The organism is Cellulophaga baltica (assembly GCF_900102165.1).
Taxonomy (GTDB): Bacteria; Bacteroidota; Bacteroidia; order Flavobacteriales; family Flavobacteriaceae; genus Cellulophaga; species Cellulophaga baltica.
In genome coordinates this window covers 137165-162930 of sequence record NZ_FNBD01000009.1, presented here as the reverse complement: position 1 = coordinate 162930, position 25766 = coordinate 137165, and the positions used below count along the sequence as shown (strand labels likewise).

Annotated in this window: 21 protein-coding genes; 12 read left to right on the top strand and 9 right to left on the bottom strand. The window is 36.1% G+C overall.

Going from position 1 to position 25766, the window contains the following annotated elements; all coding sequences use genetic code 11:
- The 12 genes from BLQ19_RS15830 to BLQ19_RS15775 all read left to right on the top strand — a co-directional run.
- Positions 1-307: integrase core domain-containing protein (locus tag BLQ19_RS15830; protein ID WP_139150272.1), on the top strand; the 307-nt coding region annotated here is incomplete at its 5' end.
- A 389-nt stretch (positions 308-696) separates the two neighbouring features.
- The gene (locus BLQ19_RS15825) at positions 697-3219 is read left to right on the top strand and encodes a glycoside hydrolase family 2 TIM barrel-domain containing protein (RefSeq protein WP_074538986.1); all 2523 of its coding nucleotides are present in this window, start codon (positions 697-699) and stop codon (positions 3217-3219) included.
- 7 nt (positions 3220-3226) lie between these two features.
- Positions 3227-4453, top strand: coding sequence for a glycoside hydrolase family 117 protein (locus BLQ19_RS15820; RefSeq protein ID WP_074538985.1), 1227 nt, complete (start codon positions 3227-3229; stop codon positions 4451-4453).
- Positions 4454-4562: 109 nt separating this feature from the next.
- A complete protein-coding gene (locus BLQ19_RS15815; RefSeq protein WP_024481424.1) occupies positions 4563-5354 on the top strand; it encodes an IclR family transcriptional regulator in 792 nt (263 codons plus the stop codon).
- Between the two features lie 218 nt (positions 5355-5572).
- Positions 5573-6589 (top strand): (R,R)-butanediol dehydrogenase, encoded by a 1017-nt coding sequence (locus BLQ19_RS15810; RefSeq protein WP_024481425.1) that lies wholly within the window; start codon positions 5573-5575, stop codon positions 6587-6589.
- A 16-nt stretch (positions 6590-6605) separates the two neighbouring features.
- Positions 6606-7370 (top strand): SDR family NAD(P)-dependent oxidoreductase, encoded by a 765-nt coding sequence (locus BLQ19_RS15805; protein WP_175444441.1) that lies wholly within the window; start codon positions 6606-6608, stop codon positions 7368-7370.
- A 20-nt stretch (positions 7371-7390) separates the two neighbouring features.
- Positions 7391-8794 (top strand): sulfatase, encoded by a 1404-nt coding sequence (locus tag BLQ19_RS15800; RefSeq protein ID WP_074538984.1) that lies wholly within the window; start codon positions 7391-7393, stop codon positions 8792-8794.
- A gap of 11 nt (positions 8795-8805) precedes the next feature.
- Positions 8806-10260 (top strand): aldehyde dehydrogenase, encoded by a 1455-nt coding sequence (gene aldA, locus BLQ19_RS15795; RefSeq protein WP_074538983.1) that lies wholly within the window; start codon positions 8806-8808, stop codon positions 10258-10260.
- Positions 10261-10322: 62 nt separating this feature from the next.
- A complete protein-coding gene (locus BLQ19_RS15790) occupies positions 10323-12509 on the top strand; it encodes a glycoside hydrolase family 3 C-terminal domain-containing protein (protein WP_074538982.1) in 2187 nt (728 codons plus the stop codon).
- 17 nt (positions 12510-12526) lie between these two features.
- A complete protein-coding gene (locus BLQ19_RS15785) occupies positions 12527-13618 on the top strand; it encodes a mandelate racemase/muconate lactonizing enzyme family protein (protein ID WP_074538981.1) in 1092 nt (363 codons plus the stop codon).
- A 9-nt stretch (positions 13619-13627) separates the two neighbouring features.
- Positions 13628-14668 carry an aldose epimerase family protein gene (locus BLQ19_RS15780; RefSeq protein WP_074538980.1) on the top strand — a complete coding sequence of 347 codons (1041 nt, stop codon included), beginning with the start codon at positions 13628-13630 and terminating at the stop codon, positions 14666-14668.
- A gap of 32 nt (positions 14669-14700) precedes the next feature.
- Positions 14701-15714 (top strand): L-rhamnose/proton symporter RhaT, encoded by a 1014-nt coding sequence (locus BLQ19_RS15775; RefSeq protein WP_029446858.1) that lies wholly within the window; start codon positions 14701-14703, stop codon positions 15712-15714.
- Between the two features lie 65 nt (positions 15715-15779).
- Here BLQ19_RS15775 and BLQ19_RS15770 read toward each other — a convergent pair whose 3' ends face one another.
- From BLQ19_RS15770 to BLQ19_RS15730, 9 genes are all read right to left on the bottom strand, one after another.
- Positions 15780-16730, bottom strand: coding sequence for a family 16 glycosylhydrolase (locus tag BLQ19_RS15770; RefSeq protein WP_083332264.1), 951 nt, complete (start codon positions 16728-16730; stop codon positions 15780-15782).
- 148 nt (positions 16731-16878) lie between these two features.
- The gene (locus BLQ19_RS15765; RefSeq protein ID WP_025615658.1) at positions 16879-17220 is read right to left on the bottom strand and encodes an L-rhamnose mutarotase; all 342 of its coding nucleotides are present in this window, start codon (positions 17218-17220) and stop codon (positions 16879-16881) included.
- A gap of 5 nt (positions 17221-17225) precedes the next feature.
- Positions 17226-18563, bottom strand: a complete 1338-nt coding sequence (fucP, locus tag BLQ19_RS15760; RefSeq protein WP_074538979.1) for an L-fucose:H+ symporter permease — start codon at positions 18561-18563, stop codon at positions 17226-17228.
- Positions 18564-18658: 95 nt separating this feature from the next.
- Complete coding sequence (locus BLQ19_RS15755) at positions 18659-19450, bottom strand: SDR family oxidoreductase (RefSeq protein WP_025615660.1); 792 nt, start codon at positions 19448-19450, stop codon at positions 18659-18661.
- Between the two features lie 10 nt (positions 19451-19460).
- A complete protein-coding gene (locus BLQ19_RS15750) occupies positions 19461-20288 on the bottom strand; it encodes an amidohydrolase family protein (protein ID WP_024481436.1) in 828 nt (275 codons plus the stop codon).
- 9 nt (positions 20289-20297) lie between these two features.
- Positions 20298-21749: a tagaturonate reductase gene (locus BLQ19_RS15745; protein WP_074538990.1), complete on the bottom strand. Its 1452-nt coding sequence runs from the start codon at positions 21747-21749 to the stop codon at positions 20298-20300.
- A gap of 61 nt (positions 21750-21810) precedes the next feature.
- The gene (locus tag BLQ19_RS15740; RefSeq protein ID WP_074538978.1) at positions 21811-23463 is read right to left on the bottom strand and encodes a UxaA family hydrolase; all 1653 of its coding nucleotides are present in this window, start codon (positions 23461-23463) and stop codon (positions 21811-21813) included.
- 4 nt (positions 23464-23467) lie between these two features.
- Complete coding sequence (locus BLQ19_RS15735; protein ID WP_074538977.1) at positions 23468-24478, bottom strand: zinc-binding alcohol dehydrogenase family protein; 1011 nt, start codon at positions 24476-24478, stop codon at positions 23468-23470.
- Positions 24479-24722: 244 nt separating this feature from the next.
- The gene (locus BLQ19_RS15730; RefSeq protein WP_074538976.1) at positions 24723-25751 is read right to left on the bottom strand and encodes an SMP-30/gluconolactonase/LRE family protein; all 1029 of its coding nucleotides are present in this window, start codon (positions 25749-25751) and stop codon (positions 24723-24725) included.
- Positions 25752-25766 lie beyond the last annotated feature (15 nt).

Sequence of the window (25766 nt, the reverse complement as noted above, 5' to 3'; positions counted from 1 at the left end):
CTGGTGTAAAAAGAACTTTATAGAAATTAAATATACACAACCGGGAAAGCCAATGCAAAATGGATATATAGAACGATTTAACCGTTTCTTTAGGGAGGATATATTAGATGCCTATTATTTCAATGACATTTATCAACTTCAAAAAATAAGCGACAACTGGAGAGAAGACTATAATTTTAATCACCCGCATAAATCTTTAGGTAATATATCACCTAAAGAATTCATGCCCAGATTTGATGAAGAATTTAAATTCTTCATCAAATCTGACCTAAATAATAATTATTTATCGAAATTAGAGGTGTCCTAAGAAGGGGAAGTCTACACAATGTCTAGTTCAAATGTTTTTAAAACTAGCACAAATTAATGTCTGTTGAGTTTTTGTCTAGTTAGATGATATCTTTAAATCCTTTAATAACTTGATATTTGCGTGATTATCAATGAGACATCGTTTGTTGGTATTTTTTATGATATTATAAATTTTTGATGCCCAATATTATCAAATAGCACTATCCAACAGAAATATAGCACAAAACATTACTTATAAAGTAAAGAGGTACTACTAAAGCAAAAATCAGATTTAAAACTATAAAAGTAACAATAGTGTAGCACAGTTTAAAAGTTCATGTTTAGTTGGATAACGTTTTATAAAAATAAAAATCAGTTAAAAAATAGCTAGTAATAAAGCATATCACCCTTATGAAATATATCATCACTATTCTTGCCTTTATTTCAATTTTAGTCACAAGCTGTCAAAGTAAAATGTCTCAAAATCTTACAACAGATTTTAATTTTGATTGGCAATTTAAACTAGAAGATTCTGTATCCAATACCTATGATACAGATTGGAGAAAAATTAATTTACCCCATGATTGGAGCATTGAAACTCCATTAGACTCCATAAAAGGAGAAGGCGCTACAGGGTATTTTTTAGGAGGTATTGGGCATTATAAAAAAGATTTTACTCTGAATCTAAATGACAACCAAGTGGCCTATCTTATTTTTGACGGGGTATACAATAATGCCACCGTACATTTAAACAATCAGGAGCTAGGAAAGCACCCTTATGGCTATGCTCCTTTTTATTATGACATCACCAACAAATTAAATAATGAAACAAATACGGTAAATGTTACCGTAGATCGCACAAGATATGCTGATAGTAGATGGTATACAGGATCTGGAATTTACAGGAATGTAAATTTAATTACCAAAAATAAATTACATATATCGGTCTGGGGAACCTTTATTACGACCCCTAAGGCTACTAAAGAATCTGCCACCATACGGATTGATACTAGTATTAAAAACAACTACGAGGAAGCAAAAAATATAACCGTTACTACTGAAATAATAGATGCCAATCTAACTAAAGTTGGCAGCATAACTTCCACTCTGGATGTCGGAAAATCAAGCATTAAAAAAAATACTGCTGTGCTAACTATAGAACAACCCATGTTATGGGATGTAGACCAACCTCATCTATATACAGCCATTACTAAAGTGATAGAAAATGGTGAAATTATAGATACAGAAGAAACGGTATTTGGCATACGAAGTATAAAATTTGATGCAAGTACCGGGTTTTATTTAAACGGTAAAAACAGAAAAATAAAAGGAGTTTGTTTGCACCATGATGGCGGCTTGGTAGGTGCTGCAGTACCAAAAGATGTATGGAGAAGGCGCTTAGAAAAATTAAAAGAAGCAGGTTGCAATGCCATAAGAATTTCTCATAACCCTGCCTCTAATGAATTCTTAGATCTATGTGATGAAATGGGCTTTTTGGTTCAAGATGAATTCTTTGACGAATGGGACAATCCAAAGGATAAACGAAAAAATATGAATGAGCGTAGTGTGGATTACATTACGCGAGGTAATGCTGAGCATTTTCAGGAATGGGCCGAAACAGATTTAAAAAATACAATCCTTTCGCACCGAAATCATCCCTCTATCTTTCAATGGAGTATAGGTAATGAAATAGAATGGACCTACCCTAGAAATGCAGAAGCTACGGGTTTCTTTAATAATATGGATTGGAGTGGAAACTATTTTTGGTCTGTACCTCCTAACAATATTGATGAAATAAAAGAAAAAATAAAAACTCTTCCTAAAGAGAAGTATGATATTGGCGCTACTGCACAAAAATTAGCAAAATGGACCAAAGAATTAGATACTACGCGCTATGTTATTGCTAATTGTATTTTACCTTCTTCTAGTTATGAATCTGGTTATGCCGATGCGTTAGATATTATTGGTTTTAGCTATCGTAGGGTTATTTATGATTACGGCCATGAGAATTATCCTAACAAGCCTATCATGGGAACTGAAAATTTAGGACAATGGCATGAATGGAAAGCAGTATTAGACCGGCCGTTTATTTCAGGCACCTTTTTATGGACTGGAATTGACTATTTAGGGGAATCTAATGGTGGATGGCCTAAAAAAGGAACACCAAGCGGACTCTTAGATGTTGCAGGCTTTGAGAAACCTTCTTACTATATGTTTAAGTCTTTATGGAATGATGCCCCCTCTATATACATTGCGACACAAACAGAAGAAAAATCGAACTACAAATCTTCCCATAACGCAAATCCTATAGAAAAGAAAGAAGGTGCATGGAAAAATGCACTTTGGGTATGGCAAGATGTAAATGAGCATTGGAACTATGAAGATGGTCAAGCCACCATTGTGGAAATCTATTCTAATTGTGAGGAGGTAGAACTCTTTTTAAATGAGCAATCTTTAGGAATAAAAAAGTTAACTGAATTTGAAGATCACATCTATAAATGGGGAGTACTTTTTCAAAAAGGATCATTAAAAGCTGTTGGCCTAAAAGATGGGCAAAAAGTTGAAACGTTTTTAAAAACAACAAGCAATCCTGAAGCACTAACATTGTCTACTGATAAGAAACAATTAAAAGCTAATGGATATGATACTGCCCATATCATCCTACAAATTACAGATAAAAACGGAAACGCTATTAAAACTGAAAATCAAAAAATAAACTTTAGTGTTAGTGGTGGCGCTAAAGTATTAGGAGTAGATAATGGCGCTATCACGAACATTCAAGATTTTAAAAGCGAAGAAATCACTACAGATAAAGGCCGCGCTTTATTAATTATTCAATCTATAAAAAATAGCACAGTTCCCATTCTAATTAAAGCAAGTTCATCCACACTTAAGAGTACCGAAATAGAAATTACAGTTCAACCAAATAACTAATAGCAAAATGAAAAAAAACAATATAAAATTAGTAGCACTAGCGTGTATCTTAGCATTCACAGCATGTGATGAATCTAAAAACTCTGAAAAAGAAACAGGTATGGAAGAACAAAAAACAACCATCACTAATGCACAAATGGACGAATTAGGTATCACCAATAAAGATTCACTAAGTGCCGCGTCTAAACGAGCTTTGCAATGGCCCGAAGGTTTGGGTAACGAATGGTTTGTAGAATTCTCCAACCTTCAACCTTTAAAAGGAGATTTAGCCTATGAAGAAGGTGTGGTTAGAAGAGATCCTAGTGCCGTAATTAAAGAAAACGGAAAATTTTATGTTTGGTATAGTAAGAGTATAGGACCTTCTCAAGGTTTTGCTGGGGATATAGAAAACGACAAGGTTTTTCCTTGGGATCGTTGTGATATCTGGTATGCCACCTCTGAAGACGGAGAAACTTGGAAAGAAGAAGGGTTAGCAGTTCCTAGAGGAGAAAAAGGTGCTTATGATGACCGTTCTGTATTTACTGTAGAAATCATGAAGTATGAGAACAAATATTACTTATGCTATCAAACCGTAAAATCGCCTTACAATGTACGAGTTAAAAATCAAGTTGGCTTAGCGTGGTCAGAATCGCCAAACGGTCCTTGGATAAAAAGCGAGGAACCTATTTTAAGTCCGGCAGATAATGGCATTTGGAAAGGGGAAGAACAAAATAGATTCTTAGTAGAGAAAAAAGGAGATTTTGATAGTCATAAAGTACATGACCCTTGTATTATTCCTTACAAAGGAAAATTCTATTTATACTATAAAGGAGAGCAAATGGGAGAAAAGATTACTTTCGGAGGAAGACAAATTCGCCATGGAGTCGCTATTGCAGATAACCCATTAGGACCTTACGTAAAATCGCCTTACAATCCTATTAGCAACAGTGGTCATGAAATTTGTGTATGGCCTTATAATGATGGAATTGCAGCCTTAATTACAACAGACGGTCCTGAGAAAAACACGATACAATGGGCGCCAGACGGTGTTAATTTTGAAATCATGTCAGTCATTCCTGGTGTTTCTGCACATGCCATAGGCTTAAATAGAACGGCAGATAACGAAAAAGAACCTACAGAAATCTTACGATGGGGATTATCGCATATTTATAACAATAGTGATTACCAAAGCATCATGAGCTTTACCTCTGCTAGAAAAACTACGCATGCAGCAAAAGGAGAGAAATCTAAATAGCTTCAAGCATTAGTAAATCAAGAGGAACAAATTTAACAGTGTTCCTCTTTTTTTTTGACGCCTTGTAATTAGCTAAATAATAGTAATTTTGTATTTCAAATGTTTCTCGATGAATAAGCCTAAGACCGATTTAAAATCTGAATACAATGTTCCTAATTTAGAACGAGGGTTACTCGTCATCGAATTATTAGCCACTAAAAAAAACGGATTAACCTTAGCGGAGATTACAGAAACCTTAGCGCTTACCAAAACATCTGCATTTAGAGTGGTAAGCACGCTTATCTTTAAAAATTACCTTCAGAAAAACGAGACCACAAAAAAAATTACCCTTTCTCGGAAAATGCTCACCTTAGGTATTTCTGCAATGACAGAACAAAGCATCGTTGAAATGTCTATTGATGTAATGCGCGCCCTGAGAGATGAATTAAAAGAATCTGTAATGCTAGGTATACTTTTAGGCGATAAAGGAACAATTCTAGAACAAGTCTCTTCCTCTTATCCTGTAAAATTATTTGTAGAACAAGGCACCCAATTTAGTCTACATAGTTCTGTTGGTGGAAAATCTATACTAGCCAACATGCCTCAAGAAGATTGTGATGATATTCTCAAGAAAATAACGCTTACAAAATTTACCAAAAACACGATTACCTCAAAAAAGGAGTTTAAAAAAACCTTACTTGATGTAAAACAAAAAGGCTACGCTATTGATAATGGCGAGGACATTCAAGGTATTCATTGTATTGGAGCCCCGATATATAATGAATCTGGTTACCCTGTTGCTGCACTTTGGATAACCGCTCCTCATGGTAGATTACCCCATGAAGAATTTGATTCGAAAGGAAAAATCATAGCGCAATATGCTTTAGATATCTCTACCAAATTGGGCTATATCTCTCAATAAGCAAACTTCTTAAGCCAAACTTATTGGCTCTTATTTTCAAAATCTAATCTTTTTAAATCAGTTTTATCTTAAAGCTATTTTAAAAGGCCTGACAACATCATCCTAAATTTTAACAATTTAGCTACGATCTATGCATTTTTAAACGCTTGTTGTTTTATAAATAATTGTATATTTGTTTCAAATGTGAAACTAGTTTATTATTTGAAACAATAAATTTAATGAAAGCAACCATATACGAAGGCAATAAAACCTTTACAGTTATAGACAAAGAAATTGAACAACCTAGCAATGGAGAAGTTCGAATTAAAGTAGCGTATTCAGGTGTTTGTGGCACTGATGTGCACATTTACCACGGTATGATGGATAAGCGCGTTGCTATGCCACAAACTATAGGACATGAGATGTCTGGTACTATTGATGCAGTAGGCACAGGTGTTACTGGCTTTTCCGTTGGGGAAAAAGTAGTGGTACGCCCCTTAGATGATAGAAAAGTAAAGGCTTCTGACAAAGGTTTTAATCACATCTGTGAAGAATTAAAATTTATTGGCATAGATAGCCCAGGATCAATGCAGCAGTATTGGAACGTTCCTGCCTTTGTACTTCACAAATTAAAAGCGGAGACCGATTTGAAATTAGCAGCCTTAATAGAACCCCTATCTGTTGCCACACATGATGTGCGCAGAAGTGGTTTAGTAAAAGGAGAAACTGCTGTAGTTTTAGGCGGCGGTCCTATTGGCTTATTAGTAGCAATGGTCGCTAAAGAAGTAGGTGCACAAGTAATAATATCTGAAGTAAATCCTAAACGTATTGCAAAAGCAAAAGAATTAGGATTTGATGCCGTAAGTCCGCTTGAATTAGATTTAGTTGAATATGTAAAAAGTAAGACAGAAAACAGACGTGCAGATGTGGTTTTTGAAGTAGCTGGTGTGCAGCCTGCCTTAGATGTGATGTGTGAAGTAGCAGGTATTCGAGGAAGAATTTTAATGGTAGCCATCCATGGAGAGAAAAAACCAGTAGATCTATTTAAATTTTTCTGGAAAGAGCTAAGCTTAATAGGGGCTCGTGTATACGAAAAAGAAGATTATGAAAAAGCCATTGAACTGATCACCGCAAATGAATTGCCATTTGAACAAATGATTACAGATGTGCAGCCTTTAACGAACATTCAACAAGTTTTTGAAAACATAGATAACAATCCTGACGGCTTAAAAGTATTAATGGATTGCCAATTATAACACACAAACAATGAGCATATTAGATAGTTTTAGCCTAAAAGGCAAAGTGGCCCTAGTAACGGGCTGTAAAAGAGGAATTGGAAAAGGAATGGCTTTAGCGCTTGCAGAAGCAGGTGCAGATATAATCGGGGTCTCGGCATCATTAGAAGCTAGTGGTAGTGCCGTAGAGAAAGAAGTTAGTGCACTTGGACGTAAGTTTAGCGCTTTCCAATGCGATTTTTCAGATAGAAAAGCCCTTTATAATTTTATAGCGAAGGTAAAAGAAAACCATCCTACCATAGATATTTTGGTTAACAATGCAGGTACCATCTTAAGAACTCCTGCTGCTGAACACCCAGATGATATGTGGGATAAAGTTATTGAAGTAAACCAGAACGCGCAATTTATTTTAACTCGGGAAATAGGTAAAGATATGATTGCCCGTGGCTCTGGAAAAATAGTATTTACGGCTTCATTATTAACATATCAAGGAGGAATTACCGTACCTGGATATGCCGCGAGTAAAGGTGCAATTGGCCAAATGATTATGGCATTCGCTAATGAATGGGCTAGCAAGGGTGTCAATGTTAATGGCATTGCCCCAGGATATATTTCTACAGACAATACAGAAGCATTGCGTAATGATCCTGAACGCTCTAAATCTATTCTATCTCGTATACCAGCAGGTAGATGGGGAGAACCTAAAGATTTTGCAGGACCTATAGTTTTCTTGTGCTCTAAAGCATCAGACTACATGCATGGATCAATTACCCTTGTAGACGGGGGTTGGATGGGTAGATAAATTCAAAAAAAAGGTATACAATGCATCATCGGTACATAAAAATAATAATAATTCTGCTAGGCTTTTTTAAGGTGAGTTTTTTAACTGCTCAGCAGCAACCAAATATTGTGTTTATTTTATCCGATGATGCGGGTTATGCTGATTTTGGCTTTCAAGGAAGCAAAGAATTTAAAACACCCGAATTAGACAAGCTTGCTAAAAAAAGTATTAAATTTTCTCAAGCGTATGTAAGTGCTGCTGTTTGCGGCCCTTCCAGAGCCGGAATATTAACCGGGAAATACCAACAAAAATTCGGTTTTGAAGAAAACAATGTTCCTGGTTATATGAGTACTTCTGGTATCATAGGCGATGAAATGGGTTTGCCTTTAGACCAAATTACGATTGCCGATTATCTGCAGGATCTAGGTTATAAAACCGCACTCTTTGGAAAATGGCATCAAGGGAATGCAGATCGTTTTCATCCCACAAAACGTGGCTTTGATGAATTCTATGGATTTAGAGGTGGTGCTCGCAGTTATATGCCTTATGATGATTCTAATCTTTTAAGCAGAAACGAAGACCGACTAGAACGAGGGTTTGGTAACTTCTTAGAACATGAAGGGTATCTTACAGATGAACTGGCTCATGAAGCTATTTCATTCATCAACAGAAATAAAGAAAATCCATTTTTTATCTATTTATCTTTTAATGCAGTGCATACTCCTATGGAAGCTACTGCTGAAGATTTAGAACAGTTTCCTCAGTTAAAAGGAAAACGGAAAACATTGGCAGCAATGACGTTGGCCATGGATCGTGCTATTGGTACAGTCCTAAAAGAACTGGACAAACAAGGGCTTTCAAAAAACACACTAATTGTTTTTACCAATGACAATGGCGGCCCATCAGACGCGAATGATTCTGACAATAGTCCGTTAAGTGGTACCAAAGCAAATCATTTAGAAGGCGGAATTAGAGTGCCTTTTTTAATGTCTTGGCCCAAACAATTACAAAAAAATAAAAATTACAACTATCCTATTAGCACCTTAGATCTTTTCCCTACTTTTTTATCCGCAGCTAGTGGAAATAGTTCTGCGATTGAAGGATTAGACGGCGTAAATCTTTTTCCATATTTAAAAGGAGAAAACGCAGAAAGTCCACACGATTTTCTCTACTGGAAAAAAGAAAACAGAGGAGCCATTAGAAATCAGGATTGGAAACTACTACGCTTTCCAGACAGACCTGCAGAATTGTACAACTTAAAAGAAGACGAATCAGAAATCAATGATTTGGCAGGCCAATATCCTGAAAAAGTAAAAGAACTTTACAAACAGTTATTTTCTTGGGAACTGACCCTAGAAAGACCTCTTTGGCAATTACGGAGAGAATTTGAAGGAAAAGCTGCCGACCGAATGGATGCTTATAGAAAAACGAATACAAAACAATAATACCATAAACTATGTCATCAATACAAGAATACAAGCTTTTTATAAACGGAGAATGGAGAACCTCAACATCAGGAGAAACTATAGATATCATTAGCCCTTCCAATGGAGAGATTGTAGCACGTGTGCAAAACGGTACTGCCGAAGAAGCTATAGAAACACTTCAATTTGCAGATAAAGCTCAAAAAGAATGGAAAAAATTACCTGCTAGAAGTAGAGCAGATTTGTTATATAAGTTAGCCGATGAAATTGATGCAAATACGGAATATTTAGCAGAATTGTTAACTAAAGAACAAGGGAAACTTTTTAAAGTAGCTCGGTTTGAAGTAGCTGTTACAGCTTCATTTATCAGATATGCTTGCGAAGGTGCACGTAGAATTGAAGGAGATATAATTCCTTCTGATAATCCGAACGAACAAATATGGATTCAAAAAGTTCCTCGTGGAGTCGTAGTTGCTATTACGGCTTGGAATTTCCCACTGGCGTTAGCAGGTCGTAAATTGGGACCAGCTTTAGTTGCTGGAAATTCGATTGTAATTAAACCAACTTCTGAAACGCCTTTGGCAACTTTAGAATTAGGAAATTTAGCAAACAAAGTAGGTATTCCTGCAGGAGTTATCAATATTCTTACAGGACCAGGTAGAGCCATGGGGAATGCCTTAGTAGAAAGTCCTATTTGCAAAATGGTCACCATGACTGGCTCTACACCCGTTGGCCAACAAATAGCACGTAATGCTGCTCAAAACTTAACTCATGTTCAATTAGAGTTAGGAGGTAAAGCACCTTTTATCGTTTTTGAAGATGCCGATATTGATGCTGCTGTAGATGCCGCTTTACATTCTCGTTTTGATAATTGCGGACAAGTATGCACCTGTAACGAAAGAATGTATTTACATGAAGGCATTTATGATGCGTTTATGGAAAAATTCATAGCCAAAACAAAAGCTATAAAAGTTGGAGACCCTATGTTGGAAGATACAGATATGGGACCTAAAGTAAATGCCGCAGAATTAAAGCACATGGAGCACCTAGTAGCGGTAAGTATTCAAGAAGGTGCAACCGTTGCCACAGGAGGTAAAAGACCGGAAGGTGCCGAGTTTGAAAAAGGGTTTTGGTTTGAGCCTACCGTCTTAACGAATGTGACTCAAGATATGACTATTGTTCACGAAGAATCATTTGGGCCTATTCTACCGGTTTTAAAATTCAAAACCTTTGACGAAGTCATTGGGTATGCAAACGACTGTGAATATGGTTTGGCGGCAATGGTTTTCACCAATGACATGAATACCATCATGAAGTGTAATGATGAATTAGAATATGGTGAAATCTATGTAAACCGTGGCCATGGAGAGCAGCACCAAGGGTTCCATAATGGATATAAATTATCGGGTTCTGGTGGTGAAGATGGCAAGTATGGTTTTGAACAATACATGGAAAAGAAAACTTTTTACATTAGACATAAAGCATAATTAATTTGTATGAATTGGGTTTGTATTATAGAACTACAAGCCCAATTATTTTATTTATAAAAATGAACAAAAAGTCCTTATTTTTTTTAATTCTTTTTAGCGTAATCTCTCAAGGTTATGCTCAAAATAATTTTGAATGGTTTGATGAAACTATTGCTTTTGAAGAGCGAGTAGATGCATTAATTAAGGAAATGACCATTGCTGAAAAATGTGGTCAATTTTTATCAGCGTCTCCTAAAATTGAGCGCTTAGGAATACCCGAATACAATTGGTGGAATGAAGCACTTCACGGTGTTGCCCGTAATGGAAAAGCTACCATTTTCCCTCAAGGTATTGCCATGGGTGCAACTTTTAATCCATCTTTAATAAAACAAGTAGCAAGCGCCATATCTGACGAAGGAAGAGCTAAATTTCAAGTTTCAAAATCTATTGGTAACCGAGGTTTGTATGCTGGTTTAACCTATTGGTCTCCTAACATAAATATTTTCAGAGATCCACGATGGGGTCGCGGTCAGGAAACCTATGGTGAAGATCCTTTTTTAACTTCAAAAATTGGTGTAGCTTTTGTTGAAGGCTTGCAGGGTGATAATCATAAATATTTCAAATCTACAGCATGTGCTAAGCATTTTGCTGTGCACTCTGGCCCCGAAGCTTTGCGCCATTCATTTAATGCCAGCCCTTCTAAATTAGATTTAAATGAAACCTACCTTCCTGCTTTTGAAGCCTTAGTCAAAGAAGCTAATGTACAAGGTATCATGGGGGCTTATAATGCCGTTTATGGGGAGCCTGTAAATAGCAGTAAATTTCTACTGGATGATATTCTAAAAAAAGAATGGGGTTTTAACGGGTATATTGTTTCCGATTGTGGTGCATTGGGTGATATTTATCAAGGGCATAAAAGAGCTAAAACTGCCGAAGAAGCTGCTGCTTTAGCACTACTTGCAGGAGTAAATTTAAATTGTGGATGGATATATAATAACCTAACAAAAGCATTAGACCAAGGTTTAATTACCGAAGAATTAATTGATGAACGCTTAAAAAAACTATTCCTAATTCGGTTTAAACTAGGCTTCTTTGATAAAGAAGAAAGCAACCCATACAACCTCATTGGCACGGAAGTCATCAATTCTAAAAAAAACAAAGAACTTGCTAGAACGACAGCACAACAGTCTATCGTATTACTTAAAAATGATAATAATACATTACCCTTAGATAAAAATATAAAATCTCTTTATGTAACAGGACCATTTGCGGCGTCAACAGATATTTTATTAGCCAACTACTATGGCATGTCTCCCAATATGGTCACCGTCTTAGAAGGTGTTTCCGAAAAAATTTCTCTAGGTACTTCCTTAGAGTACAGACTCGGTGTTTTGCCTTTTCAGAAAAATTTAAACCCATTAAATTGGGCACCAAAAGTGGCTAAAACTACAGATGCTACTATTCTTGTGGTTGGCATATCTAATGAGATTGAAGGAGAAGAAGTAGATGCCATTGCTTCAGAAAACAAAGGTGATCGAAAAGACCTAAGACTTCCACAAAGTCAAATAGAGTATATCAAGGAAATTAGCGAAAATAAAGTAGGACCGTTAATTTTAGTTTTAGGTACTGGGAGTCCGGTTTCTTTAGAAGAAATAGAACCTTTAGTAGATGCTATCGTTTTAATGTGGTATCCGGGTGAGCAAGGTGGTAATGCCGTTGCCGATGTTCTTTTTGGAGATGTTGCGCCATCTGGTCACTTACCTATTACATTCCCGAAAAACGTAGCACAACTACCTCCTTTTGATTCTTATAGCATGACAGGAAGAACCTATAAATATATGACCAAAGAACCCATGTATCCGTTTGGCTTTGGTCTTTCTTACGCTAAAACAAAATTTAACAATGCCTCTGCAAGTACCGCTACCTTAAAAAGAAAACAATCAGTACACATCACTGTTGATGTCAAAAACACCGGTGCTATGAAGCTTCAAGAAGTTGTTCAGGCATACCTCGTACCTTTAGACATTGCAGATTACTTACCCATGTATTCTTTAAAAGCATTTAAAAGAATTGAATTAAATGGCGGAGAAACAAAAAAAATCCAATTCAATCTTTCTGCGGATGATTTTATGCAAATAAACCAAGAGGGCGTAAAGTCATGGATGAAAGGAAATTATAAAATTATCTTCAGTAACGCCTTACCAAGTAAGAGAAGTCAAGACCTTGGTGCTGCTATTCCTGTTGAAATTTCAATTAAATTAAAGTAGCAAATAATTACGATAAAATGAGCACAGCAATAAAGAGTATCATTTCAAAACTATATAAAGTACCCTTACCAGAAGTATTGAATGATGCCAAACATGGTGACCATACCCATTTTGAATTAATTACCACCACCATTACTTTGGAAGATGGTAGTGAAGGAACCGGTTATACGTATACCGGAGGAAAAGGTGGTCATGCCATTAAAGCAATGATAGATCATGATTTCGCAGCGGTTCTTCTAGGTAAAGATGGTACAGATATAGACGGTATCTATGATTTTATGGAGTGGCATATTCACTACGTTGGTCGTGGCGGGATAGCTTCTTTTGCTATATCTACAATTGATATTGCGCTTTGGGATATTAAATGTAAAAAAGCAGCACTTCCGCTATGGAAAATGGCTGGTGGTGCAGATAATACGTGTAAAGCATATTGTGGAGGAATAGATTTACAATTCCCGATACCTAAGCTTTTAAATAATATAAAAACCTATTTAGCAAATGGCTTTAACGCTGTTAAAATAAAAATAGGAAGAGAAAATTTAGAAGAAGATTTAGAACGTATAAAAGCGGTAAGAGAATTTATTGGTCCTGATGTAACCTTTATGGTAGATGCCAATTATTCTATGTCTATAGAAAAAGCAATTAGAGCCATTGAAGGTTTCAAACAATATGACATCACTTGGTTTGAAGAACCTATTATTCCCGATGACTATAAAGGGTTTGCGGAAATAGCGGAGAAAACGGGATTCCCATTAGCTATGGGAGAAAACCTGCATACTATTCATGAATTTGAATATGCTTTTGATCAAGCAAAATTATCCTTTATTCAGCCAGATGCTTCTAATTGTGGCGGAGTTACGGGTTGGCTTAAAGCCGCACGTTTAGCAGACAAGCACGGCATACCGGCATGCTCGCATGGTATGCAAGAACTACATGTGAGTTTAGTATCCGCGCAACCAAATGCGGGATGGTTGGAAGTTCATAGTTTCCCTATTGATGCATATACCACCAGACCACTCGTAGTAGAAAATTACCGTGCAGTAGCTTCTAACGAGCCTGGAACAGGGGTGGTTTTTAACTGGGAAAAACTAGCACCATATCAACAATAAAATAATCGTATGAACGTGATAAAAAGTGATTTCGGAGTTATAGAAGATAAGAAAGTAGCATTATTTACTTTAAAAAATGCCAAAGGTATGGTAGTGAAAATTACCAACTACGGAGCTACTATCACCTCTATACAACTACCCGATGCTCAAGGGGAACTGAAAGAAATTGTATGTGGTTTTGATTCCTTAGAAGGCTATTTCTCTGAAGCATACAAAAATAACTCCCCTTATTTTGGAGCTACGGTGGGCCGATATTGCTCTCAAATAAAAGATGCGAAGTTTAGTCTAAATGGTAAAACCTACGATTTAGCAGATAATTGTGGGCCTAACAATTTACATGGTGGCGTTGTTGGTTTTGATAAGAGAATTTGGAGTGTTACCACCAAAGATGCTGATGCAGCTTCTATTACGATGTCTTTGCAAAGTAAAGCTATGGAAGAAGGCTTTCCTGGAAACGTAAAATTAAGTGTTTCTTTTACGTTGACCGATCATAATGAGCTAAAAATTCAATACTTAGCCACTCCAGATGAAGATACTCCTTTATCGCTCACTAACCACACCTATTTTAATTTATCAGGCTTCTCTGAGAGCATTGAAAACCATACCGCTCAAGTGCATACCAACAAGCGTTTAGCATTAGATGAAACTGGTGCCGCTACGGGAAAAATAGTCAATGTAGAAGGGCAACCTGATGACTTACGAGAAGAAAAACGTATTGGAGCTGTTCACGAAGCCCTAAATGATGGCTTTGAACATTTTTATGTTTTTAATGAAGAAGAAGCCCTTAAGAAAGTAGCTTCCATTGTTGATAGTCAGAAACTAGTACGTTTAGATGTTTATTCGACAGAGCCCTGTATGCTTTTGTATACGGGAAAATATACTTCAGATGATTTGAAAAGAGAAAACGGAATTCAATATGGAAAATATAGAGGATTCTGTTGCGAAACACATCGATATCCTAATGGGCCTAATATTGAAGGTTCTCCTAAATCGATTACCAAAGCTGGCGAAAATTTCACGAGCACGACGGTATTCAAATTTTCATTTTAACGATAATTAATTAACTCAAAAAATAACCAATTATGACAGAAGGAGTTTTACTGGCAATTTTTGCCGGACTAATGCTTGGACTTTATGCCTTACCTGAAAAGTTTACCAAGGGCTTTAAGTATGAAAACACTTGGAGTTTATTCTTTTTACTCACCATGTTTGTGGTACCCATCATTGCATCGGTTACTTTAATTGATGGGTTTGTTTCCATATTTGGCAATATGCCTACAGATATTTGGATAAAAATGGGTCTAACTAGTTTTCTATGGGGCGTCGGGGTTATGATGTGGAGTAAAGCCATTAATCATATTGGTCTTTCTTTAGGTTTCTCTCTTTTTATCGGTACCATAATATTAGTAGGTTCCGTCTTACCATTTATTGAAGATGGCTTACCTCCTACCAACAAACTAACAACCATTCTACTAGGACTCTTTGTTGTTTTAATAGGAATATTTGCTAATGGAAAAGCAGGCTTTATTCGTGAAAAAGTTGAAAAGGCCAATCATGAAAATAAGGAACAAAAAGGTTCTATGGCTACAGGTATTTTAATTGCGGTTATCGGTGGTTTACTCGCCACAGGATTCAGTTATGCCAATGCAGCAGGTAGACCCTATTTACATGAAGCTAGTCAGGCTGCAGGAAATGCGGAATGGATAACAGCCGTTGCGGTAATGTTTCCTATTTTTATTAGTGGTGGTCTAGTAATGACAGCCTATTTTCTTTGGCAACTGACTACAAAAAAGGCATGGGGAGATTTTAAAACACCTGCTTTTGGTAAAAACTTTGTACTTATACTCGTCATGGCTTTCTTTCATTATGCCGCATCTGCCCTATTCGCATTTGCAGCCTATAAATTAGGTGCTTCAGGAAATACGGTTGGTTACGCCATATTTAATACCTCTTGTGTGGTAACAGCTATTATCAGTGGTATTATCACCAAGGAATGGGTTAAAGCTTCGCCGAAGGCACGCAAATTCTTATATGTTGGTTTAAGCTGTATGGTAATAGGTATCGTCATTGTTGCTTACAGCAATAGTTTAGCATAATCCTACCTTAAAAACATTATTTAAAAAAAGCCAAATCATTTTTGATTTGGCTTTCTTATTGCTTCTTATTCCGGTTTGTAAACCCGAATCCAATCTACTTTCATGACTGTTTTTTCTTCATTAGTTACCGTAGGGTCTGTTAAAAAATTTATTCCTTGAGTTTCTCTCCAGGACTGGGCTGCGGCGCTAATAATCATATGCATTGGTTTAGTTAAACCCATACCATCGGTATACCTCTCAGGGTCTATTTCTGCAATGGGTGTTTTACGAACTAGAACGCCATCAACATAATAAGATAAATTCCAAGGGTTCTCCCATAGTACTCCATACTTATGATAATCTTCTGACCAAATAGTATTTTTACTATCCGCATACCAAGTTTCAGTACCTGTTGGTTGATAATCTTGAAACGGTTCTCGAATAAATACATGATGACTCAAATGCAATCGTTTTGAGAAATAATCATTGCTTTTAGCTCCAAAGGCTTCTAAATTATCTATCTCCTCCGTAGAATCATCACTAAGCATCCATACAACAGAAGAAAGAACAGATTCGCTGAGCTTAACACGTACTTCCATATATAAAGGATAAGTCGCCTTTGCCTTAGACGTAATACAACCGGTTTTGATAATTCCGTTATCAATAGTTGCCTTAAATAGTAATTCCCCATCTTCTATTGACGATTGTGCTGCGGTATACTTTGTAATACCTGGACCTGTCCAACCATTAAAAAATCCGTCATGCCAATCTTCAGAAAACTTTTCGGACTGCTTTCCTTCTGTATCATTAAACTCGTTAGACACCTTAGCTTGTATAGTCCATGTTTTTCCTGCTCCTGCATTTGGTAAAAATGCTACATCCGTACTTTCAGGAGCACTTACATCATCCAATACTGTTTTTTCTTCACCTAAAGGCTCATTAGATGCACTTTGATGTTGGCTAGAGCAACTCCCCAGAAATATACTTATCATCAAAACTCTAAAAGCATTGCCCATGGTGGTTATTTTATTTTTCATCACTTAAATTTTATAACTGAAGATCTCAAAAAATAAATCATACCGCGAACGGTACCACTAGACAAAAACTGAACTAAAAAAAAGAGTTTAGGAGTTTTATATAAAACTCCTAAACTCTAAACTATTTAACACTAAAACCAACAATATCTTACAATTGGAAAATCTTATCTAATGCAATCCATTTTTCGCCTTTTTCTGCCCATGGTAATTCTTGCTGATAATCCCACATGAGATTTTCCCATTCCTGCACTTTTGGATTTTGAGCATCCATTGCTGCTTTTTTATCAGGATTAAAAGCATCATTTACTTCCATGATCATAAACATTCTATTTCCTGTTAAATAAATTTGCATGTCTACAATACCTGCATCTTTAATGCTTTTTGTAATTTCTGGCCAAGCTTTTCCTTCCGCATGATAGGCTTTATATTCCGCTATTAATTTAGAATCATCTTTCAGATCGCAAGAATAACAATATCTCTTTATACTCATTAGTTCTATTTTTTTGCTGTATTAAAAGTTACATAACCGTAGATTGTCACAACAACCAAACAGATGAGTGGTAAAATAAAGGAAAAATTAACTTCAGGAATAAATCCTAAAACCTGTACATCTGAAAAACCAGGGCCACCCCAATCTAATATTCCTCCTTGTAAAACGGGCATTAAAGCACCTCCTACAATGGCCATTACTAAACCTGCAGAACCAATCTTTGCTTCATCGCCCATATCTTTTAAGGCGATGCCATAAATTGTTGGAAACATAATGGACATAAATAATGAGATTCCTACTAGTGAATACAAGCCTATTTCTCCTGGCAATAAAATGGCTCCTGCAGAAAAAATAACTCCTCCAAGTCCAAATAACATTAGAACCTTAGACGGATTCATGGTTTTCATTAAAGCTGTACCTATCCATCTTCCTGATAAAAATATAATCATAGCTGCTACATTATACCACGTTGCCGTTAATGCCTGATCTTCTGGTAAACTTTCATTGATATTATCTACATATTGAAAAATATACGTCCAACACATAATTTGAGCTCCTACATAAAATGCTTGTGCCACTACCCCAAAAAGGTAATTTTTATTGGCGAACAATTTTTGAAACGACGCTGAGAGCGACATCTTATCAGCAGCTACTGTTTTAGGTATTTTAGTAAATAAGATGACTCCCATAATAGCCAACACCACTAGACCTAAAATAATATAAGGAACACTAATTACACTTAAGTCATTTTCTCTCACCACAGCTTTTGCACTGGTAGATAGGGTGTCATACACCAATTCTCCTGCTTCATTTTTATCATCGGAACGCAATGCAGAGATAACAAACTGTTGCGCAACAATCATCCCTATTAAAGAGCCTATAGGATTAAAAGCCTGGGCTAAATTTAAACGTTGCGTTGCCGTTTCTTTATCTCCTAAGGATAAAATTAAGGGATTAGAAGTTGTTTCTAAAAATGCCAACCCGCAGGTAATTACCCAAAGTGATATTAAAAAATAATTAAATTCTTGAAAAGCTGCAGCTGGATAAAACAAGAAAGCGCCAATAGCATATAATGTTAAGCCTAAAATTATTCCAGCTTTATAACTGTATTTTCTGATAAATAACGCTGCTGGTAAGGCCATAAAAAAGTATCCAAAATAAAATGCAAATTGCACTAAAGAAGCTTGCATATTAGATAGTTCCGGCATCACTTTTTTAAATGCAGAAACCATAGGATTCGTTAAATCATTGGCAATACCCCATAATGCAAATAAAGAAGTAATGATAATAAAAGGAAATAATAACTCTCGTTTTACAACTGGCGTATTTTTAGATTGACTCATATGTGGATTGATTAATTTTAAAATCAAAAATAGAAATGACAAGGGTGCTTCAAGGCGATAAGCGTCTTAAATAATAACACAAATGTCTTTTAATCTTATTCTGTGAGTAGTGATCTATCCAAATGAACGTATCCGCCATCTACAGTTATAAATTGTCCTGTAGTATGTGATGATTTCTCTGAGATGGTAAACAAACATTGATCTGCAATTTCCGCAGGCATGGTCATTCTATTTTCTAAAGGAATTTTCTTTACAATAGCATTCAATTTTTCTTGGCCGTTTTCTAAGGTTTTTATCCAAGCATCATAGGCGGGAGTCCAACTTTCTGCAATAACTATGGCATTGGACCGAATTCCGAATTTTATTAAATCTACAGCCCACTCGCGAGTTAGACCAAAAACACCTCCTTTAGAAGCTGCATAGCCAGACGTTCCTCCTTGCCCCGTAAGCGCAACTTTAGAACCTATATTTAGAATATTTCCTTTTGTTTTTTTCAACATTGGAAGGCAGTATTTCGTCATTGCAAAATAACTTACCATATTTAGCTTTAAAGAGTACATAAAATCATCAATAGAAGCATCTAAACCTGCACCATCATTTACACCTACATTATTAATGAGCGCATCGATTTTACCGTATTTATTTTCTATTTTTCTTACTGCTGCTTCAATCTGAACGGCATCCGATAAATCTGTTTTCACAAACAACGCATCAATCCCTTTGTCCTGTAATTCTTTCTCGTAGCCAAACCCTCTATCATTACGGCAAACAATAACTGGAATTGCACCTTCTGCAGCTAAATGTTGAACAATAGTTTCTCCAATGCTACCTTTTATACCTGCAGCACCAGTGACTACAATGATCTTATCTTTTAACTTTAAATCCATCTGCTATATTTTATAAATTGTAAAACTTTATGGCATTCAAGCCCATAATTTTGGCCTGATCATCCTCTGGTAAGTGCGCAATAAAATTGGTCACTATTTCTTTTACCCTTTGATAATTTCCTGCCACTAAACATACCGGCCAATCAGAGCCAAAAAGCAACTTATCGGCTCCAAAAGCATCTAACACCCATTGCATATAGGGTTGTAATTGCTCTGGCTTCCATGTATTATAATCTGCTTCCGTAATCATCCCTGAGAGTTTACAAAACACATTAGGCTCTTTTCCGATAGCCTCCATAAGCACTGCCCAACCTTCAAAAAAACCATCTTTGATATACGGCTTTGCGATATGATCTATAACAAAATTGATTTTCGGAAACTTTTTCACAAACTCTAAAACAGCTCCTAATTGATGAGGAAATACAAGAATATCATACGTAAAATGATACGGCTCTAATTTTGAAATTCCGTTTAAAAAATCGGGTCTCAATAAAAAATTGTGATCTGCCTCTCCTTGCACTACATGGCGAAACCCTTTAACAATAGGAAATTGATGGTAATGTTTTAACACCTCTTCAATATCATCGGCTCTAAAGTCTACCCAACCCACAATTCCTTTTATAAAATCGTTCTTAGAAGCCAAATCCATTAGAAAATCGGTTTCCATTGTACTTTGGTTTGCTTCAACGGCTACACAACCCGCTATACCGTTTTCAAAATATGTTTTCTTAAGACTTGCTGGCATAAAATCTTTTCTGATTACGGCCATGTCATCGTCTATCCAACTATGTTTTTTTGGTTCGTATTTCCAAAAATGTTGATGTGAATCTATAATCATATCTCTAACTTACAAGGTGCTTAAACACACTTTTACTCCTTTTTTATCTATTGCTAATAAGACTTCTGAAATATACTTTACCAAACCAGGATACTGGCTCAGATCTGTTCCCACAATAGCACTATTAGAAAGTACATTCTGCACTAAATCATCTATAGTTTGCTCCTCTTTGGTCACCTTTCCCCATTCTTGACTAAAGAAGTCTAGAACATTTTCATCATCATTCACTGCTATTTTATCGCCTTTAAAATCTCCTTTATAAAAGCGTATCATACAAGCTAAAGAGAAGGCTATTCTTTTTGGAAAAACGCCCTTCAGCTGTGTATACTCTATAAAAGCAGGTAGCAAACGCGCTTGAAATTTAGAGGTACTATTCAGCGAAATTGCAATTAGGAAATGTTTTAATGTTGGGTTCTTAAAACGATCTATAACGGCATTTATAAATGCATCTATTTCTGCTGTAGAAAAATTATTAAGTGTAGGTTTTATTTCGGTAGAAAGTACTTGCATCACATGATTACAAACTGCAGTATCATCCATGCTCTCTTTTACCGTACGTAAGCCTGCTAAATAGCCTACAGGCACCAAAGAAGTATGTGCTCCGTTTAAAATACGCACTTTCATTTCTCTATATGCCGATAAATCTTCTACAAACTGCACATTTAAATTTGTTTGTGCAAAAGGTAGCTCTGCCTTTACTAAAGATGGTGCTTTGATGACCCAACTATGGTAATCTTCACCAGCTACCAATAACTCATCTTTAAAACCTATTTGTTTTTCAATTGCTTCTTTACGATCTTCAGGAAAACCAGAAACTATCCGATCTACTAAAGTGCTACAGAAGTAGTTATATTTTTCTAACCAAGTCGCAAACTCTTTTTCTAACTTCCAATGTTTGGAATATTGAAGGATTGTGCTTTTTAATGCCTCTCCATTATTTTCAATCAGTTCACAGGGTAATAAAATGCAGCCTTTATCTACGGCACCGTTAAAAAAATTAAATCGGTGGTACAACCATAGTGTTAATTTTGCTGGGAATTCATGCGGAGGAAAATCAGTTTGTTTATCATTCTCAGAAAATTTTATTCCGGCCTCTGTCGTATTAGAAACAATAAACCGCATTTCTGGTTGCTCTGCTAATTGCAGGTATTTATCCCATTCTGTATAAGGCTGAATAACATCACTCACAGATTCTACTAGGGTTACTTCCGAAACTAATGCACCATTACGGACCCCATCTAACGCTACATGAAACAAACCATCTTGTGCTCTTAGCGCTGTGTAGTCGCCACGTTCTGTTGGCTTGACCACCACAACACTCCCATTAAAATCAGTAGTTTTATTTAAAACATCAAACATCCAATCACAAAAGGCTCTTAAAAAATTTCCTCCTCCAAATTGCAGTACTTTCACTGGGTGAGTAATTGGTTTATTTGCTGTAGTTCTATCTAATATTTTCATTTTCACTGCCTTTTTTTCTACTATCATCGTGCGTTTACTTTTCTTTAAACTGAAAAATAATTTATAAAGAGACTCCTCTTTTCCAAGGAATAAAGTCGTTATTCCCATGTAGTACGGCTTTTGATGCAAGCTCACCGCTTGCTACTTTTATAATATGTTCTAATATTTTTTCACCCATAGTCGCTATGGTATCTTCTCCGCTAATTACAGTACCTGCGTTGATATCAATAATATCGTTCATACGTTCGTACAAATTTGTATTACTAGACATTTTTAATACAGGTGCTACAGGGTTTCCCGTTGGCGTCCCTAAACCTGTAGTAAATACTACAATATTGCACCCAGACCCTACTAAACCTGTAGTAGACTCCACATCATTGCCCGGAGTACACAGTAAATTTAACCCTGGTTTGGTCACCTGTTCCGTATAATCTAAAACCGCTACAACAGGAGAAGTTCCTCCTTTTTTAGCTGCTCCGGCAGATTTCATGGCATCTGTTATCAAACCATCTTTTATATTTCCTGGTGATGGATTATTTTCAAAACCAGAACCAACCGCTACTGCAGCAGCAGAATAGGCACGCATTAAGTTATAGAACTTTTTCGCGTCTTTTTCTGTGGCACAACGGTTAATCATTTCTTGTTCTACCCCATTCAGTTCTGGGAACTCCGCCAATACAGGACTACCGCCTAAGGCTACCAATAAATCTGAAGCATACCCCAATGCTGGATTAGCAGATATTCCTGAAAAACCATCAGAACCACCACACTCTAATCCTAACACCAACTTACTTAACGGTGCTGGTTTTCTTTCTATCTCATTGGCTTCTATTAACCCTAAAAATGTAACTTTTACTGCTTCTTCTATAAAATGTCTTTCACTTAAACTTCCTTGTTGCTCTAAATAATGTACAGGCTTATCACCATCTATATTTAACGTTTTTAACGCATTATGCAACATGGATATTTGTGCATTTTGGCATCCAAGACTTAAAATTGTAGCCCCCGCAACATTCGGATTCGCAATATATCCGGCTAATAACTTGCAAAGCGTTTCAGAGTCTTGTCTAATGCCGCCACAACCACCGTCATGCTTCAAAAATTTTATACCATCTACATTAGGAAACACTCTATTCTTAGCCATTTCCTCATGGGTAGCTATTATTGGCGTATTCAAAAGGTTTTCTTTAGAAGCACCTGCTTTATACTTACGGATTAAGGCATCGGTATCTACTGCAAAATCTTTTTTAGTTTGATATCCTAATTTTTCAGAAAGCGCAGCCTCGAGAACATCTATATTTCTATTTTCACAAAAAGTTAATGGAATTACTAACCAGTAATTGGCGGTACCTACTTTAGTATCTTTTCTATGGTACCCATTAAAAGTGCTATTCTTAAATTTAGTAATGTCTGGAGGTTCCCAAACGAACTGCTCTTTAGTATCACTAAATGTTGCCGATGCATGTTTAACATTATCAACAGTAATAGCGGTACCCGAAAGAATTTCTTTGATTGCTCTACCTATTAAAACGCCATACATAAATAGCTCATCGCCTACGCTAAAATCATAAAGCGCAAATTTATGTTTCTGCTTAATAGGTTCTTTTAAAATAACTTCCGTTCCTGCAACGGAAGCTACTAAGCCCTCTTTTAGGTTTGTAATCGCAACAATAATGTTGTCTTTTGAATCTATTTGAACATAGCTTTTTTGCATCTATTTAACTAAAATTTACAGTGGCTTTAATTACGCCTGTTTCTGGTTTTAACCAACTATCAAAATTTTCAATCATTTCTGTAAAGGGAACGGAATGTGTTATAAATGATGCCGTTGGAAATTGATCCAAAACATTAATAACATGTTCAAAATCTTCGGTTGTTGCATTTCTACTGCACATTAGGGTCATTTCTTTTGCATGTATTGCCGGGTGTGTATAGGTAAGTTCACCTTTAGATAAACCTACTAAAATAAACCTACCTCCATGAGACATGTACGACGGACACATTTCTAAAGCCCCTTTGTGACCCGAAGCATCAAAAACTGCAGTACATAAATCTCCATTTGTAATTTCAGTGATTTTTGCCACAGGATCATTTGCTACATTTACCACGTAATCTACGCCAATTTTATCTTTAACATATTGTAAACGTTGTTCATTCATATCTAGCGCAATTACTTTTGCTCCTGCAATTTGCGCTAATTTCATTATTCCAATTCCGATAGGACCACAACCAACTACTGCTACGGTTTCTCCTGGAGTTATCTGAGCTCTTCGTATAGCGTGCGCTCCAATAGCCAGAGGCTCTACTATAGCCATCTGATCATCAGATAAATTATTGGCTAGTAATAAAATATTGGTAGGAACTGTAATCATCTCTTGCATTCCTCCATCACTATGCACCCCTAACACACGTATATTTGTACAGCAATTTGTTTTACCGTTACGGCAGGCTATACATTTTCCACAACTGATATAAGGCATTACTACCACCTTATCTCCTGCTTTAATTCCACGGTCATTTGCTCCAATCTCCACTACTTCTGAAGCCAACTCATGGCCTAAAATTCGCGGGTATGTAAAAAAAGCTTGATTGCCTCCATAAGCATGTAAATCTGTACCACAAATTCCTACTTTTTTTATTTTAAGCAAGGCTTCATTCTCTTTTCTAACAGGTGCTTCTTTTTCTTTTAAAAGAAATTCTCCTGGTTTTTCACAAACGATATATTTCATTAATTCGGAATTATGGGTGATTGAAATTACTCTAAAGCTTGTTAATTCCACGTTCAGATTTAACAAGTGTAAAGTTCGATAATATCCGATTTTCTAAAGATAGCAAATGATTTAAAAGCTAGAACATATGTATAGATTTTTAATCCTATACAAGATCTTTAAATTTTAACATACTAAGAAACAAGTATTTAAAATTAAACCTATTAATGCACTCAAAAAATGATAGCAAGCCTTTACGTGCATTTTATTTTAGAGCAATTTTCAAGATATAATCATCGGCGGTTAAGAATAATTGAGATTCATCTGTAGACAGAGCACAATTTGCCGTCAATAATCCTGTATGGATTCTAGCAATTACAACTCCATCAGGATTAAAAATCCAAACACCATCTGGACCAGTAGCAAACAGATACCCTTCTTTATTTGTTTTCATCCCATCTGGCAACCCTTTATGTTTTTTATCACGATCTAGAGTAGTAACATCATAAAACATTTTTTTATCAGTTACTATTCCGGGTTGTACAATAGCATAAGAATACCAAGCTGCTTTTTCAGGATCAGAAGCCGCCACATAAAGTGTTTTCTCGTCGGGCGCTAGGGTAATCCCATTAGGGTACTTTAGCTCTTTGTCAAGCACTATTAGTTTTCCAGAAGCCAACAAACAATAGACACCCTGAAAATCTAGCTCTTTTGCAATATCGTTTATTCCATCAGGCAAACCATAAGGAGGATCTGTAAAATAAAGGTTCCCTTGCGCATCAAATACGCCGTCATTTGGACTATTTAATCTTTTGCCCTCATACCTATCAATAATCATTTCATAACGCTCTTTTGGAGCATTCATAGGTGCCTTCATTCTAGCAATTCGTCTTTCCCCCTGTTGCATCAAAATCAGTTCATCCTTATAATACATCAACGCATTAGAACCGGCTTCTTTTCCTGTATAATTCTTTACATCACTTCCTGACGGATGCAAATAAACACGCGTTTTTCCTTGAGCATCAATCTTAAAAACTTTACTATTTGGAATATCCGAAAATAAAAGATAATCTCCTTTTTCTATATACAATGGCCCCTCTGTCCACGTAAAGCCACTGGCCAGAATTTCTATACTACTGTGTTTATCTATGACCAAATTACCTTCCTCTGTTAAAATTTCTATAGAGAAATTAGCGGCTAACTCACTTTTGGAACCAACTACAGCTTCTTTTTTAATCTTACAACTAGAAAGGATGATAAAGACAATAACTACACTTATATTTTTAGGAAACACTGGATCTATTTTTAG